Origin of the sequence: Pedobacter sp. KACC 23697 (genome assembly GCF_045348445.1) — a bacterium.
Classification (GTDB): domain Bacteria; phylum Bacteroidota; class Bacteroidia; order Sphingobacteriales; family Sphingobacteriaceae; genus Pedobacter.
Window position 1 is genome coordinate 178084 of sequence record NZ_CP157485.1, and the last position, 16961, is coordinate 195044.

14 protein-coding genes are annotated in these 16961 nt (G+C 43.2%); 10 read left to right on the forward strand and 4 right to left on the reverse strand.

Annotation, left to right across the window (positions count from 1 at the left end):
* Positions 1–21: 21 nt before the first annotated feature.
* Genes ABEG20_RS00710 through ABEG20_RS00755 form a run of 10 tightly spaced genes read left to right on the forward strand, consistent with a single transcriptional unit; the run spans position 22 to position 9044 of the window.
* A complete protein-coding gene (locus tag ABEG20_RS00710; protein ID WP_406825503.1) occupies positions 22–1026 on the forward strand; it encodes a cytochrome-c peroxidase in 1005 nt (334 codons plus the stop codon).
* Positions 1023–1874, forward strand: a complete 852-nt coding sequence (locus tag ABEG20_RS00715) for an MbnP family protein (RefSeq protein ID WP_406825504.1) — start codon at positions 1023–1025, stop codon at positions 1872–1874. The genes ABEG20_RS00710 and ABEG20_RS00715 overlap by 4 nt, the downstream gene beginning before the upstream one ends.
* 5 nt (positions 1875–1879) lie before the next feature.
* Positions 1880–2926 (forward strand): cytochrome-c peroxidase, encoded by a 1047-nt coding sequence (locus ABEG20_RS00720; protein WP_406825505.1) that lies wholly within the window; start codon positions 1880–1882, stop codon positions 2924–2926.
* Positions 2927–2934: 8 nt separating this feature from the next.
* On the forward strand, positions 2935–3861 hold the full coding sequence (locus ABEG20_RS00725; protein ID WP_406825506.1) for a transporter: 927 nt from the start codon (positions 2935–2937) through the stop codon (positions 3859–3861).
* Positions 3862–3899: 38 nt separating this feature from the next.
* Complete coding sequence (locus tag ABEG20_RS00730) at positions 3900–4403, forward strand: hypothetical protein (protein WP_406825507.1); 504 nt, start codon at positions 3900–3902, stop codon at positions 4401–4403.
* Positions 4404–4419: 16 nt separating this feature from the next.
* On the forward strand, positions 4420–5061 hold the full coding sequence (locus tag ABEG20_RS00735) for an SCO family protein (protein ID WP_406825508.1): 642 nt from the start codon (positions 4420–4422) through the stop codon (positions 5059–5061).
* A gap of 35 nt (positions 5062–5096) precedes the next feature.
* Positions 5097–5351: a YHS domain-containing protein gene (locus ABEG20_RS00740; RefSeq protein WP_406825509.1), complete on the forward strand. Its 255-nt coding sequence runs from the start codon at positions 5097–5099 to the stop codon at positions 5349–5351.
* Positions 5352–5355: 4 nt separating this feature from the next.
* Entirely contained in the window at positions 5356–5748 is a 393-nt protein-coding gene (locus ABEG20_RS00745; RefSeq protein ID WP_406825510.1) for a hypothetical protein, read from the forward strand.
* Positions 5749–7935: a TonB-dependent siderophore receptor gene (locus ABEG20_RS00750; protein ID WP_406825511.1), complete on the forward strand. Its 2187-nt coding sequence runs from the start codon at positions 5749–5751 to the stop codon at positions 7933–7935.
* Positions 7936–7949: 14 nt separating this feature from the next.
* A complete protein-coding gene (locus tag ABEG20_RS00755) occupies positions 7950–9044 on the forward strand; it encodes a PepSY-associated TM helix domain-containing protein (protein WP_406825512.1) in 1095 nt (364 codons plus the stop codon).
* A 316-nt stretch (positions 9045–9360) separates the two neighbouring features.
* Here ABEG20_RS00755 and ABEG20_RS00760 read toward each other — a convergent pair whose 3' ends face one another.
* The 4 genes from ABEG20_RS00760 to ABEG20_RS00775 form a co-directional block, all read right to left on the reverse strand.
* Positions 9361–10050: a DUF4998 domain-containing protein gene (locus ABEG20_RS00760; protein ID WP_406825513.1), complete on the reverse strand. Its 690-nt coding sequence runs from the start codon at positions 10048–10050 to the stop codon at positions 9361–9363.
* Between the two features lie 70 nt (positions 10051–10120).
* Positions 10121–11323, reverse strand: a complete 1203-nt coding sequence (locus tag ABEG20_RS00765) for a DUF4959 domain-containing protein (protein ID WP_406825514.1) — start codon at positions 11321–11323, stop codon at positions 10121–10123.
* Positions 11324–11353: 30 nt separating this feature from the next.
* Complete coding sequence (locus ABEG20_RS00770; RefSeq protein ID WP_406825515.1) at positions 11354–13318, reverse strand: RagB/SusD family nutrient uptake outer membrane protein; 1965 nt, start codon at positions 13316–13318, stop codon at positions 11354–11356.
* Between the two features lie 30 nt (positions 13319–13348).
* Positions 13349–16531 carry a SusC/RagA family TonB-linked outer membrane protein gene (locus ABEG20_RS00775; RefSeq protein ID WP_406825516.1) on the reverse strand — a complete coding sequence of 1061 codons (3183 nt, stop codon included), beginning with the start codon at positions 16529–16531 and terminating at the stop codon, positions 13349–13351.
* Positions 16532–16961 lie beyond the last annotated feature (430 nt).

Below are 16961 nucleotides of genomic sequence, written 5' to 3' on the forward strand. Positions count from 1 at the left end.
AAAAAGGAAGAGGTAAATGATATGGCTAGAGAAACCGTGCCCAAAAAAATTGCGCTTGATATCCCCGCGAATTTTCCTGCGGTGCTGGATGATCCGGATAATCCGCTTACCGAACAGGGGGTTGCGCTTGGAAGATTGCTTTTTTACGATACGCGGCTTTCGGGAAGCAACAAGCTTTCCTGCGCCTCTTGTCACCATCAGGAACTTGCTTTCAGTGATGGGATAGCGCTGAGCAATACCGGTGAATCCGGGCAGACCTTGCCACGCCATGCGCCGGCACTGATTAACCTGGCCTGGGCAAAAAGCGGCCTTTTCTGGGATGGCGGATCAACCAACCTGGAATCGCAGGCCTTCGGACCGCTCACCAGTGCTGATGAAATGCACCAGAACCTCTCCGAACTGGAAGATGAGCTCAAGGCAGTTCCCGATTATGCCAAACGCTTCCAGGAAGCATTTGGAACCGGCGTGAAATCTGCCAATATCGCGAAAGCCCTCGCGCAGTTCCAGAGAACACTAATCTCTGGAAATTCCAGGTATGACAAATATATCCGGAAAGAAGATGGTTCGATACTAACTCATCAGGAAATCAGGGGGATGTTACTGGTTAATGCCAAATGCCGCAGTTGCCACTCAGGTGAGCTTTTTACAGATGGTGGTTACCATAATAACGGGATCGATAAGGATTTTAGCAATGCTTCGCTCGATGGTCTTTACCAGGGTAGATCAAGGATTACCTATAATCCCTTAGACCTTGGAAAGTTTAAAACGCCAACGCTGCGAAACGTTGCCCTTACCCCACCTTATATGCACGACGGGAGAATTAAAACCCTTGCAGAGGTGATCGAGCATTATAACAGTGGTGTTGAGGTTTCGCCTACTACCGATGTGCTGCTTTCCCAGAACAACGGTCAGGCAGGCGTTCCGCTATCGCTACAGGACAAGAGCGATATCATCGCTTTTTTAAATACACTCACGGATGAGGATTTCATCCGCAATATAAAATTTAACAAACCCAATTTGCCATGATAAAATTCAAATACACCATTACGCTTCTCTTATGCTCAGCTGTATTGCTGATCTGCTCATGCAAAAAAAGTGAAGATGTTGCGCCAGACTTTAATGAGCGTAATCTGGCGCCCTTTTCAGTAGAGTTCGATAATATTATCGGCGATCGTACACTGACCTTTAATAATACCGCTACGCCCTATACCAATGCAGCTGGCGAAAAGTTTACCGTATCCATGCTGCAGTACTTCATCAGCAACATCAAGGTGGCTACCGCAGATGGAAAAGAATACGCAGTAAAACAGGACAGCAGTTATTTTCTGATTAAATCATCTGATAAAGCGACCCGTTTTGCAAAAGTACGTGTGCCTGAGGGTGATTACACCAGGCTGACTTTCACTTTAGGCGTAGATAGCCTAAGAAGTACGATGGGTATTGATAAGCGTACAGGAGTCCTTGACCCGGCAGCTGCTGGCGATCATGATAGCGGAGGGATGTACTGGGGCTGGAATTCGGGTTACATATTTTTCCGCTTTGAAGGTAATTCAAACGTAATCTCCGATGACGTAAATGGTGATCCGACCGGAAAGAAACAATTCAAATACCATATCGGCGGATTTGGTGGTTATTCTGCGCCAACGATAAACAACATTAAGACCATCACTGTCGATCTGACTACTGCTGGTATTGCCAGAGTGAGAAAGGACAGACAGAGTAACGTTCACCTTTTTGTAGACGCGATGAAGGTCTTTAACGGCCCTAACAGCTTTAGTATAGCAGCCCATCCCAATGTGATGTTCAGCGACTATAGCGTAAATATTGCAAAAAACCTGACCAGTATGTTCAGACACGACCACACCGAAAACTAGGCATTATGAGTAAAAAACATATATTGATTATATTTTCGCTATGCCTCTTTGTTTACGCCTGTAAAAAGAGCGATATCGTGCAAGAGCAGATTGAGACCTTTCTGGGTTTTCAGAAACCTTCGAATTTTCCCGAGCCGGTTTATAACCTGTCTGCCAACCCGGTAACGAAGGCCGGGTTTGAATTGGGAAGAAGTCTGTTTTATGAAGCCAGGCTTTCCAGGAACAATACGGTAAGCTGCGGCTCCTGCCACATTCAGTCTTCTGCTTTTACACAGCATGGGCATGATGTGAGCCATGGCATAGATGACCGCCTGGGTACCCGGAACTCTCCGCCAATTATGAACCTGGCCTGGAATAAGGCTTTTATGTGGGGTGGAGGTGTTTTTGACCTCGACCTGCAGCCTGTTGTGCCCATTACCACCCATGAGGAAATGGATGAAAGCGTGGATAACGTAATGGCAAAACTGAGGCTTTTACCAAAATATACTACCCAATTCAAGAACGCCTTCGGCACTGAGGAAATCACCACCGCAAGGATGATGAAAGCACTATCGCAGTTTATGGTGATGTGCATCAGCAGCAATTCTAAATACGATAAGGTGAGCAGAAAGGAATCGGGCATATCTTTTACCACGCAGGAGCAGCAAGGCTATACGCTGTTTAAAGAGAAATGCGCCTCCTGCCATAGCGAGCCCTTGTTCACCGACGGATCCTTTCACAATAACGGACTTTCTTTAAGCCCGATAAATGACCAGGGACTCTATACCGCTACGCTGATTGCAACTGACAGGTACAAGTTCAAGGTGCCATCACTCCGAAACCTGAAATATACTGCGCCATACATGCATGATGGCAGGTTTTTAACACTTGACGGTGTGCTGGAACATTATAATTCGCAGGTACAGGACCTGCCAAACCTGGATCCGATATTAAAAAACGGAACTAAACCGGGCATCGCCTTAAGTGATGATGATAAGCGCAAACTCCTGGCATTCTTATCCACACTGAACGATGAGGCTTTTATAAACAATCCGGCCCTGGCCGAACAATAACATTTAGTATGAGCATAAAAAAAACAATAATCTGGATCTTTCTGATGGCGCTCACCTTTCCGTCGCTGGCCTGCGATATCTGCGGCTGTGGGGTAGGGAGCTATTACATTGGGATTCTGCCTGAATATAACAAACGATTTTTAGGACTGCGCTATCAGTACAAGTCCCTGCAAACGCACCTTGGGCCGCAAGGGGAGCGTACGCCGCTGACCGCAGATGAGACCTACCAGAGCGCTGAACTTTGGGGCGGATGGAACTTTGGGAAGAAGTTCAGGGTTTTGGCATTTGTCCCTTATAACTTCAATGAGCGTAAAAGCCAGGAAGCAAATGGTACCAAGAACGGACTCGGTGATATTGCAGTGATGGGATACTATAACCTGTTTAATCATACCGGTACCCTGGGCGAAAAACTGCTCGTCCAGTCTCTTTGGGTAGGCGCCGGGATCAAGGCGCCTACCGGAAAATATGAACCCAGCGAACGTCTGGCGGTTCAGGAATCGCCCAACAACTTCCAGCTGGGCACAGCAAGTACCGATTTTACGGTCAATGCGGCTTATGATATCCGCTACAACGACCTGGGAATGAACCTGAATGCCAACTATAAAATAAATACCGAAAACAAATATGCTTACCGTTACGGCAATAAGTTTACTGCAAACGCGCTCGTATATTATAAGTTCCGCATCGCCCATAGTGTTACCATTGCTCCTAATGCAGGGATACTGTATGAGACTGCAGATAAGGATGTGGAGAACAAAAAATATATGGTCGATGTATCCGGTGGCTATTCTCTTTCAGCTGTTGCAGGCGCAGAGGTTGTCCTGAAAGGACTTTCGGTAGGCGCCAATTACCAGAACGTCAGGTTGCAGAATCTGGCAGGAGGAAGAGCTTATGCCGGAAACCGCCTGATGGTACACATGAGTGTACCATTTTAAATGATATAAAAAGTTAATTGAAATTAAAATTAAAGAATATGAGAAATCTGATCAAAAAAAGCTCGCTGGCCGTTGCCTCCGTAGCGCTCTGCGCAGCGATAATTACCGGATGTAAAAGTGAACCCGATTACAAGGCTGTACGTCAGCAGGTGATGGATCTTCATGATAAGGTGATGGGAGATGGGGAAAAAGCAGTAAAGAACAAGATGGTTCTGGATACCCTTGCCAAGGTAAAACTTAAAGAACTAAAACTGGGCAAACCAGATCTTGATACCACTGAAGAAAAAAGGAACATTAGTCTGCTTATCACAAAGCTGACCAAAGCCGATGACAATATGATGGACTGGATGCATAATTTCCAGCCGGATATTGAGGGCAAGAGTAATGCAGAAGCGGTAAAGTATTTTCAGGGCGAGATGACCAAGATTAAAAAGCTTGATGATGAGTACAAACAGGCATTGGATGAATCGGATGCTTACCTGAAAAAGTTCAACCTGAAACCTGCCTCCGAAGAGGCTGAACATGACCACAGTAAACATTGATTTAATACATGCAAAGATGAATAAAGAGCGCATAAAAATAATGTTAATGCTTATGCTGGCAATTATGATCTCGGCATGCGAGCAATCAGAACGCAGGCTGCCGCTGATTCCCGATGGGGTAAAGCAGACCGTGGTGGATGGAAAGCCTGTGATCGATACGGTTTATAAAACGATATCTGATTTTAGCTTTTTAAACCAGGACAGCGTAATGGTGACCAATAAAGATTTCGATGGCAAGATCTATGTGGCGGATTTCTTTTTTACTTCCTGCCCAACCATCTGCCCGGTTATGCACCGAAACCTTTTAAAAGTGTATGAAAAATATAAGGGTAATCCTGAGGTGATGTTCTTATCCCACACCATTGATTACCGTTATGATATTCCATCAAGGTTAAAGTCCTACCGCTCCAAGCTTGGCGCAGACGGTAAACAATGGCAGTTTGTATGGGGTGCTAGGGACATGGTTTACGCCATGGCGCAAAAGGATTATCTCGTTTCGGTTAATGAAGACAAAGCCGCTCCCGGTGGCTATGTTCACCAGGGTTATCTGGTACTGATTGATAAGCACCGTAGGGTTAGGGAAGCCTATGACGGAACCAATGCCGATCAGGTAGAACAGCTCATGAAAGATATGGACATCCTTTTGAAAGAGAAATAAACCATCAAATTAGTGACCAATTAAAAAATAAAAAGATGAAAAAATTAATCTATATGCTAGGGGTGTCATTGCTGCTCAGTATCTCCGTTGTAAAGGCAAAAGATAAGGTTGTTTTCGGAACGTTGCAGACAGACACGCTGAAAAAAGACAGTAGCGATCCGGTCTGCAAAATGAAAGTAAAAGCAGGCAGTACCAGAACAGCTATATATGAAAAAGCAGTGTACGGATTTTGCTCGGAAGGCTGCAAAAAGAAATTTGTGGCAGAACCTAAAAAATACATCAGAAAATAAAATAATGAACAAAATATTGGTCATCGCCCTTGGTATTATCCTGTTTTCCCTGAACCTTAATGCGCAGGAAAACTTTGATAAATGGCCTGCACTTAAAAATTTTAGTATGGTTATTTCACAGACTTTTTACCCGGCTGAGGAAGGAAACCTTGCGCCGGTGAAAGAACGTTCCGGCGAACCGTTGAGAGAAGCAGCGTTGCTGCATAAATCCGATATCCCTGCCGAATTTTCGAGGCCTGGAATAATCCCGGCTGTCCGTAAGCTTTATTTAGAAAGCGCAGGGCTGGATAAACTCATTAAGAGTAAGTCTGAGGATAAATTGATTTTGGCTCAGCTTAAACAGGTGCCTGACTGCTTCCATACTATTGTTGGGATTTGTAGTGACAAAAAAGATTAGATGAAAAGGATAATTATTACAGGCTTATGTTTTTTAGCCTTAACGGTGGGGGTGAACGCCCAGCAAAAAACAAAGGTAAAAAAGGACACCGTGAGCGCTGCACCGGATACATCGGCAAAGGTACTCGATGAGGTCAGGATCAGCTCACGCTATTACCGCCGGTATAACCTGAACAAGTCTTCAGGTACGCTGAAGCTCAGTACCCCGCTACTGCAGCTGCCGCAGAACATCCAGGAGATTGATCAGCGCCTCATTGCCGACCAGCAGGCCATAACCATCAATGAAAGCGTAACCCGCAATGTAAGCGGGGCACTGCGCAATAACAATGCTGACCTATACAATTCTTCTGTATTTATGCGCGGGGCGCAAATTACCCCGATGCGTAACGGACTGGATATTTCCATGATCTATGCAGGTCCCAGCGCCGAGGATGCGGCTATCATCGGCCGGGTGGAATTTATTAAAGGGCCCTCCAGTTATATTAACGGTTTATTCGACCCTGCCGGATCCTATAACGTACTCACCAAGCAGCCTACCGGCACTGAAAATCATCAGATTAGTTTTACTACAGGAAGCTTTAACCTGTACCGCCTCAGCGCAGATCTGGATGGAAATCTCGGTAAGAGTGGAAAGTGGCAGTACCGTTTAAATGCTGTCGGGCAAAAGTCCAAATCTTTCCAGAAATATAATTTTAATGATAAGTTTGTGGTAGATCCGGTGATCAGGTATAATATCAACGATCATTCCTATGTTTCTGCCGAGTATCTTTTCCAGGACCAGCGTTACCAGCAGTATTTCGCTACCGTATTTGCACCCAATGGATTTGCAAGTCTGCCGACAGACTTTACCATAAACGATCCAAATAAGGCGCCATTTAAATCCATAGAGCACAATGGCTTTTTAAGCTACCACAATTCCTTTAACCAAAACTGGCACCTGACGATAAATACCGCTTATGCCAGGGATCACCTGGAGGGGACCTACTTCTTTGTTTCCCGCTATAATGCTGTCCAACCCAACCTGATTATGCGCAGGGCAACTTACGAGCGTTTAAATACTGATGTGCTGGCCATCCAGCCCTACATCAGCGGTGAATTTTCTACCGGTAAGGTTCGTCACCAGTTGCTGGGCGGAATGGATATCAACCGTAAAAAGTTTATCTCCTATTCCGGATCAGGAGATCCAACCGCCAACCAGACCCTTTATCCCCTGGATGCAAACAATCCCGTATATGGCATTTCTTTTGATGCCAACGTGAGAACCGGTGCATTATCTGAGATTGCAACCGATCAGCAGTCCATCTCATACCAGGCCCTCTACCTGCAGGATGAACTTGGGATGTTTGAAAATAAATTAAGGGTTACTTTGGGCGCAAGAATGACCTTTAGCGAAACTGGTGTTCAAAAAAGCCCGGCAAAAACCAGTCTGGGCGTGACTAAAAATACCACCTTTACGCCAAAATTGGGATTAAGTTATTCGCTGATGCCCGATTTTTCAGTGTATGCACTCTATGATCAGACCTTTACCCCGCAGAGTGGCGTGAATACCACAAGCGGAGAAGCATTTAAGCCCTTAAAAGGCGAGAACCTAGAGGCAGGTCTTAAAAAAGACTGGATGGGAGGTAAATGGAATACAACAGTTTCCCTTTACCGCATTATCAGAGATAACGTTAAAGTAACCGATCCTTCCACCAACATCCAGACCCAGCTCGGACAGACCACCTCGAAAGGAATAGAATTTGACCTGAAGGGGGAAATTGTTAAAGGACTTAATTCGGTAATTAATTATGCCTATACCGACAGCCACATTTCAAAAGACGAAAATCCGGCAAGGGTAGGGCTGACAACGCCATTTACGGTGAAGCATATCCAGAATACCTGGCTGAATTACCTCTTGCCGATTCAGAAATTACAGGGCTTATCTTTATCAGCAGGCTACCAGCTGCAGGTGGGGCGGGCCGGTCGCTACGAACTCCAAAAACTAGCGCTTGCGCCAGTATTCAGGGTAGATGCTGGTATAGCCTGGTCGCATGGCCACTTCAGTGTGAACGGAATTGTAAACAATATCCTAAACAGGTTCAATTACGGAAGCGCATGGATTACGCCATCTTCAGCTACCATAGGCACCTATGCCTATGTACCCTATGCCCCAAGAGCGTTCAGGTTGAACGTTGGCTATAAATTTTAATCTTGATATAAGTAATGGATTGGAAAAAACGCATCACAAAAATATCCTTTAAACTCCATGGCTGGGTAGGCCTCGCAGCAGGGATATTCTTTTTGCTTTACGGACTGAGCGGCTCGCTGCTGGTTTTCAGGCATGAACTTGAGCGCTATTTTAATCCTGAACTGCACAGGCTTGTTCCAGGACAGAAAAAAAATCCTGCCGATGAGCTTTACCGGATGGTGTTGCGTAGCCATCCAAACCTTAAAAAACTGGTGCTACACGATTTTCCAAGGGACAGGTTTGATAGTTATGAATTTATGCTCTACAAAAGGCAGCAGAAGCTTGCCGATAATTATCTTTACTATGTTTTTGTAGATCCCTATAGCGGTAAAATTCTAAGAGAGGGCGGTTACGATCAGTTTTCGCCTTCTTTTCTGCGCTGGATTTACACCCTTCACTACAGTTTGCAGCTTGGGGTTCCGGGTATGCTGCTTACCGCGATTGTGGGCCTTGTGATGCTGTTATCGCTGATTACCGGCACCGTCATTTACCGCAAACACTTCTGGAAAGCGCTACGCTTCAAAGCAGGACTAAACTTTAGGAGCTGGCGAACGGGGGTTTCATCTTTACACCGCATTATCGGTGTTTGGGCATTGCTGTTTAATATCATCCTGTTTTTTACCGGCTTCTGGATGCTGAAGGAATATTTCAGCCCTGCCATGTGGACACTTCCAAAACAGCAGGCAAATTATGAAGTCGCTGCAAATATAGATAGCCTGATGGCCCGTGCATGCAAAACTATTCCGGGATTTATACCCGTCGCGGTAACTATTCCAACGGTAAAAGATGCTGATATTTTATTACGTGGCCAAATGCCCCAAACGACCAATGTGCTGCTGCAGGGCAAGGCCAGCGGAATTACCTTTGATGCACAGACCGGAGAAATGAAAGATAAAAAGGTAATCGATGAACAGGGTCTGTCCGAGCGGCTTGAATATATGGCTTATGCGCTTCATACGGGTGTTTTTGGAGGTGATATCTTAAAGTGGGTATATGTAATCTTTGGGCTCACACCAGGTTTTCTATCCATAAGCGGTGCACTGCTGTGGCTTAAAAGGAAAAGAAGATAGTTCGGGATGCATGAAGAGACTAACATTTCTGATGTGTTTTAATTTGCTAAAATGGAGCTTTTGTTAATCACAGTATGGTAGGAAAGTTTGCTATTATATCTCCTGTAGCAATGTTTATAATATAGGAGACTGTACCATAAGCTATAATTTGTCACGTCGGGCTCAGCCTGTACGGAACTTGATGAAGTATCTAAACGCCTTTAAAGCATTTAGATAAGCTCCTTCGGCGACCTGTTCAGAAACTTCGCGAAGCTCATGATGACAATTTTATTCTGATGATACAGCCTCTTATTAATGATACAATGCTAACCTATCCCTACTGGATTAACCTGCTGTCCTGTACCGAATATAAGGTGTCAATAACAGTAGGTACCGGCAAATAAATTGTCTTGTAGCTAAAGGTGGTGTTTGGCTTGTAATTTGAAAGCATTGCAGCGCTTTCGCCAATTGCCGAAAATACAGTTGTACGCTTTTCAGCCGTTGTGGTATACGTAATCCATGTTCCCTTTGCGCCTGTTGATGTATCAAAAGTATCCCAATCAATTTTCGCATTGCCATTATTTAATATTACGGCATTGAGAATTGGGCGATTGAAAAGGTTGCTTTCATATTTTGGCCCATAAACGATGCCCGTAGCAGTGACGATTAGTGAAGCATTACCACTCGCATCAAACGTCTGCACGTTGAAATTTTTCACACCTTCATCAACACTGAAAATTTTGTTGATAGTTTCAGGTCTTCCTGTTTTTGATATAGCGAAAACTAAAGAATCTTTTTTGTCATTCCAGGTGACTTTAATCTTTTCAATTTTGGCATCTGCTGAGAGCAGGCCTTTTAATTCCACGCGAAGTCTTCCTGGCATTATTTTTAAAGAATCAACCTTGCCACTATAAATCGTTTCTCCATCAGCGGTATATTTCTTAAAATCGTCCCATTTGGAGCAGGAAACCATAGCAAACATTAACGTTGCCATGATTGTAATCATTATTAATTTTCTGTGTTCCATTTTATAATATTTTTATTCCCTTTTTACATTCAGAACATGGTTCGACATGCGTGAGATTTGTTGCTTATTTTTATCGGGTATCACCATATACGGTTAACTCATCAATATTCAAACCTGTGCCACCTACCCAATTCTCGAGGCAACGTACCCGGAGATATTTTACTTTTGGTGCGGAAAGATCACATTGTAAATCATAACCGGCCTCAGCGGTTTGTTTATCCAGTTCATTTTCTACTCCGTAAGGTAAGCCTGATGGCTTAGTAATGGTGTAAGCGCCTAAAAGAACCCAACTTCTATCTAGTGCACCATTAGGGTTAGGATTGTCTGAACCATAGATTTCAAAACGACGCATGGCCTGAAGGTAATAGTATCGTAACGGATTGACCTCTGCATAAGGACGCATCCAGATCCGGCTTAGTTTTGCTGATATGCCCAAACTAAAGGTTACCGTATGTGGTCCGTTACCACCAGCGATCTGTTGTGTAAAACAAGCTTCCCAACCATATCTGCCATCCCAGGCTTTACTCACTGCTCCCCACATCGGCGGATCGCCCGGAAGCTTGTATTCCTGAAATCTGGATTTTTGCAACTGTACTTCGAAGATTGGTTTAATGTCCTGATAGATCGTATCGGTTTTATTCCCCCATCTGTCTTGAACAAAAAAACCAAACCGGTGAACGTTTGTGTCTAAGCCCCTGACTTTAGAAAAGATACTGTCTACATTGGTAAAAACACTTTTATCGTAATCTGCCGCAAGTTCGTTATACATGTTTTTGCCGATTACCATAATATTTACATTGCCTTTGGAAGGGTTTAATGCGCTCAGGTTGTAACCGCCAAAGGCATTTTGCACTTTTAAACTTTTAAATGTTTGCCAGATAGGGGCAATTAAGGGTTTTACCTTCACGGTGATCGGGGCTGATACTACGCCAGAACGACTAACAGAATACACCTTTACCTCGTGTTCGTCTGTATCGGCAAAGCCCAAAACCTCCAGTGAGTTGTTGTAATAGGATGTCTGCGCTTCATATTGCTTGCCAGACGACAAATTGTACACCGCTTTTACAATCAGTAACCTGGGGTCATTAGGTACAGTATAAGTAATTGTCGCTTTTCCATTCTGGTTAACAACGCTTACATTGCTCACCTGTGCAGGTGGGGTTGGGTCATCGCTTACCGGTTCATTGGTATTGAGTTCTTCTCCTTTTTTACATGAAGCTAAAAGGATGAAGGAATAAGCTATTATCGCCAGGATTTTGAATTTATTTTTCATATAAAATATATTTACGATTCATTTTTTATCTTACCAGCCCGGGTTCTCCACCAGGTTAGTGTTCCGTCGGGTGTCATAATTACCAATCGGCCAGAAATAATCTCTCGGAGCGATAAAACGCTGACTGAATATGAAGCGTTCCTGGTAATATGTAGCGTCGGTTTTGCCGATGATATTCCAGCCGGTAATGTCTTTCTGAAGTTCTTCTGATGCTTCTTTCCAGCGGCGCAGATCCCAGAAACGTTGTCCTTCAAACATCATTTCTATAGCACGTTCCCGGTGGATGATGGCGCGCAGGCCGTCTTTCGTGCTATATTTTCTAGGATTGTTGGAATACGTTGTCCATGATTCTACAATGCCTTTGAGTCCGGCACGCAACCTTATTCTGTCCAGATATTGGATGGCCAGGGTAGAACCACCATTTACTTCATTTTCGGCCTCAGCATAGAGTAAATAGAGATCTGCCATCCTCACTTCAGGCCATGGAAATTGGCGCCAAACCACAGAATTGTTGTTGGTGGTAGATTCCCAGTTGACCAGTTTTTTGATAAAATAACCGGTTTCACTCCAATTCCTGAAATCGTTACCGAAACCCGCCTTGTCTCCATTTTTGGCTTTTACATAAAAGTTATTTTCATCACTGCCTCTGTTGTTACCGTCTTTCATGTACCAGATGGAACCGTCAAATCCAAGGTCAGCATAAAAACGTGGCTCCCTGTCGAAATTAAGCCTTGCAGTTACGAAGCCATTCTTGATGTAAAAACGTTCTTTGTCTGTGGCCGTTCTTAACTGACTATATTTACTGAAATCTAATGTTTTGTCTTCTTCTATGGGTACGCCGTTTGAAGTGTAAAATAGTTTAACAACTTTGATAGGCGGCGCCCAAACACCTGCGCCAGGTCCCCTGCCATTTACGCCGTTATCTTCAGTAGGTGGCATGCATAAATTTTCATTCACGAAGTAAGATTGTGCATTTCCCCAGATACATTCTACACCATATTTTTTGGTTATGGCATTGCGGATGTTAAGTTGTGTTTTCGTGGTATCACTTAACCCCAATCCATCATTGGTATAGGTATAAAGCCCAAAACCACTACTGGTGGCTGCATCTATAGCCGCTTTAACCGCATCGCGTGCAATTATCCATTTCTGAGGATCATAGCTAGGGTTAAACAAAGCTGTGCCCTCTTTATCCCTGAAATTTGCAAAGTCGCTATTGCCGTTAAACAATGGACTCGCAGCCATAATCAGTAACTTTGCTTTCATGGCCAGCGCTATGGGTTTGGTAACCCTTCCCATTTGCGTATTTTCATCCTGTATCCGTTCCGGCAGTAACTTTGCCGCCTCATCAAACCAATTGGATATGGTACCTACACATTCATCAATAGGTTTACGTTTCACATAAGCTCCCGCAAGGTCGGCGTCTACCGGCACATTTGTATTGATTAATGGGATAGGACCATACATGCGCAGCATATAATAATGATAAAAAGCTTTGAGAAACAGTGCTTCTCCAATCCAGCGGGAGCGCTCTGCCTGCGTAATGTCGGGTACTTTGGTTTGGTCTGCCAGGTTTTCCAGAAAAACATTGCAATTCCTTATTCCGCCCCATATTGGTTTTGTTGTTACATTCTGTCCTTTATTGGCACCGGTCCAATCGTTAAAATAAGGTTCTGCCTTATTTTGTTGTCCTTCGGCAATTCTGAAGGCGGCATGCCATTGCGCCTGGTCATCTTGTGGGTACCAGATCTCATCTGCCGCCGTCATACCCGGATTATACCAGCCGTCGCCATTTTTAGGCAGATAGGAATACAGTGTAAATAAATATTTCTCGGCTTCTAATCTTAACTTAAAAGCATTATCAATAGTAGAAACATTATCAGGTACTACATCAAGGTACTTTTTGCAAGATGTAACGGCAATTACAATACTTATGAGCATTATAATGCGGTAGATTTTACTGATATGTTCGTTTGGGTTTGATGATTTTTTCATTTTGTACATATGAAAGTGTCTTGTGTTTACTTAAAAGTTAAATTGAGCGCCAATACTATAGACAGACTGAACCGGATATCCTAGTCCGTTGCCTCCCATTTCCACATCCCACATTTTAAATTTGCTGAAGACGAATAGGTTAGTTGCAGAAAAATATACTCTCGTACTCCTTAACCTCAGCGCCTTTATTTCAGGAATATTATATCCCAGATCAACACTTTTCAGGCGCAGAAAATTACCGTTGCGCATCCACCATGTAGACGGTCTATTGTTGGAATAAATGCGATTGGTGCTGAGTCTTGGCCAGAAAGCATACATGTTTTGTTTATCTTCAGACCAATGGTTATCCGCTATAGCTTGAAGTAAATTGTTTTGAAAACCACCATTCATGAAAAATGGCTGCGTATTATCCGGATTGATGAAAAATGAAGACCTGGCAGAACCCTGGAAGAAGAAACTCAGGTCGAACCGTTTAAATCCGCTGGATATTCCAAAACCATAAATAATTTCAGGCTGTTGTGGATAACCGATCGGTACCATATCGTCATCATTGATGATCCCATCTTTATTCACATCCTTATATTTTATATCCCCTCCACGCAGCGTATTATCTCCGTATTGAAGTGGGGAATTGGCTACCTCTTTCTCATCTGCAAACAATCTTTCGGCTATTAACCCCCAGCTTTGTGAAAGGGACTGGTTAACTCTTGATAAATAAGCGATATTGGGGGCATACTGGATTTCATCACTTACTTTTAATTTACTGGTTGCATAGGTAAAGTTTCCTCGTACGTTAATCCAGGCGCCACTGCTAAAAGAACGCTGATAGGCCATTGTAAAATCGACACCCTGTGTTTCAGCCTTTCCAAAGTTAGCAAAGGGCAAAGCTTCAAATCCAGCGGCAGATTCTACACTGGATTTTGGTTGCAATATTTGTGAACGAAACTGTTTGTATACCTCTACGGTAAGATTGAGATCTTTAAATGCAGTTAAATCCATACCGATGTTCAAGGATCTGCTTACCTCCCAGGTAATGTTGTTATTTGCATATCTGGAAATAGAAATACCCGGACGACTATAAAATGGAATTCCGTCTCCGGTTCCAAATGATGCACCGTAGCCACCATTATTTAAGTTAACATTAGACAGGTAGAAAAAACGGTCGCCAATATTACCGATCTGATCATTTCCAACTAATCCATAGGTAGCCCTGAACTTGAGCTGATCGATCACACTTTTTAATGGCTTGAAAAACTTTTCATTAGAAATGCGGTAACCTATACCCGCAGAAGGGAAAAAGCCAAACCGGTTATTTTTTGCAAAACGTTCTGAACCGTTATAACCGAAGTTAAATTCTGCCAGATACCGGTCATCAAAGCCATAAGAGAAACGGCCGGAAATACCTTGATTACGTTGCGGTAAAGATGCCGTTAGGTCATTGGCATCAGCAGCTTCATAATTAGACATAAAAGATATTAGGGAGCCACTGACAGCATGTTTTTTGAAGGTCCGGTTATAAGTTAGTGCACCTTCAAGCCAAAAACGCGAATCGAGCTTTTTCCCTGTCTGTTGAAAGCCAAGATACTCTGTACCCGGTGTTCCTGCAGTTACGCCAGTTCCGCTGTTCAGTACATTTAAACTGTAATCAAGCGTTGTCGGGTCAACAATAGCTTCATAATAAAAAGGATTATAACTCCGGTCTGCCGAATAGAATGAATATCTTCTTAAATAAGCCATTGTTCGGAAATTTAACCCCGGAGTGATGGCATTTAAATTTTGCTGAAGTTCAAGCTGTGGCTGTATATTGGAGGTTTTGTATACGTTGTAACCTTTCACCATTTCTGCGTATGGATTTACATAAAGTGATGTAGTCATTCCTCCCGCATCTACAATACGGCCGGATCCAAATAAGGGGTGGTCTGCATAAGGTAGTTTTGATTTAGGATAAAGGGCAGGGAACATCACCGGATTAGCCCAAAGTACATTGTTAAATGATAGTTGACCACCGCCAATTGGTCCGTTATAATCATCAAACTGACCATACATGCGAATATTAAATTGTGTGGTGCTGGTGAGGTTAAGGCTGATATTAGAACGGATCGAATAGTTGGCCAGCTTGATATTGCTGTTAAAATTATTGATAGGATCGACCTTTAAAACTCCATTGTCTTGGTTATAGGTGCCCGAAATATAATACTTGGTACGTGCGCTACCACCACTAATATTAAGGTTATAACTTTGGTTGAGCGTTCGCTTTTTGATCATCTGACCCATCCAGTCGTTACTGGGGTAGAGGTAAGGGTCGTCTCCTGCAAGGGTATGGTTAATTTTGCTTTCACTATAGGTGGGTTTAGCCAATGGCGATCGGGTAAGCAATGCCTCATTGGCCAGTCGCATATAAGTGATATTATCTGCTAATTTGAAATTTTCTGTATTGCTCGACATGCGGTTTTCGGCACGGAAAAAAAATTGTGTTGCACCTTCTTTTCCCATTTTTGTATTTACGAGTACAACTCCGTTCGCTCCTCTGGCACCGTAAACTGCAGCCGCAGCTGCATCTTTTAATACCGAAAAGTCTGAGATGTCATCAGGCTGCAGACGGGCAAGGTCGGTAGTTGATGATTCAACGCCATCAATTAAAATCAATGGATCTTGTTTTCCTGAACCGAATGTAGAAAGGCCACGGATAAAAAATGACGAGTTGTCTGTCCCCAAACCAGGCTCCCCACTGCGTTGAAAGGAAATCATTCCGGGTATTCTACCAGCAAGGGTATTTGTCAGGTTTCCGGTCGGACCTTTTAGATCTTTTACGTTGACTGTTGTAATAGAACTGATGGCACTTGCCTTTTTTTGCGAACCACCAAAACCGGTTATCACTACCTGATTAAGTGTGTTTTCACTCGATTTTAGCATCACATTAACCACAGGCCGACCGTTGATCGGAACTTCCTGCTTTTCGAAACCCGTGTAACTGAAAACGAGAATACCATCTGAGGGTACTTTTATGGCGTATTTTCCTTCGGAATCTGTAGATACTGTTTTTTTTGAATTTTTTAATTGTACGGTTACGCCAACAATTGTTGTGGTATCAGAACTCACCTTTCCGGTGACAACAATTTCGTTGTTTTGCGCATAGCTGATGAATGGTACCACCAGTAGAAACAGTAGCAGGATTTTGGGAATAATTTTTTTTTGTAAAGTTTGGTTATTCATATAGTTCTATTTGGAGTTAATAATTATGCTTGGAATCATTTAGTACTAAGGATATACTATTGTTTTTTATGCATAGGCTTTATATTGATTTATAATTTGGTTATAGAAATCAAACCGGTTTCTCTTGATGCCTGGTTTATTTGGTTAGTGCTGTTATATTATATTGGTTATAAGGCTAGCCTGTACAAATGTTTTATGTACAGCATACTGCCTGTTGATACAACAATAGGTAAGGCATTGCTACTTTCCCTGTTGTTGATATCTGCTAATTAAAAGATTCAGTTAAGTTTGGTTACGATCATTTTATGAGCCCTAAGCTAGCATGAGATGATGTTAAGGGAGGGAATAAATCGGTCAAATAAGAGGGGGTAAATCGCCAATTTTCGCGTTTGCGCTTACTTAAAGCGGTTTTAATCATCGCTTTTATGAT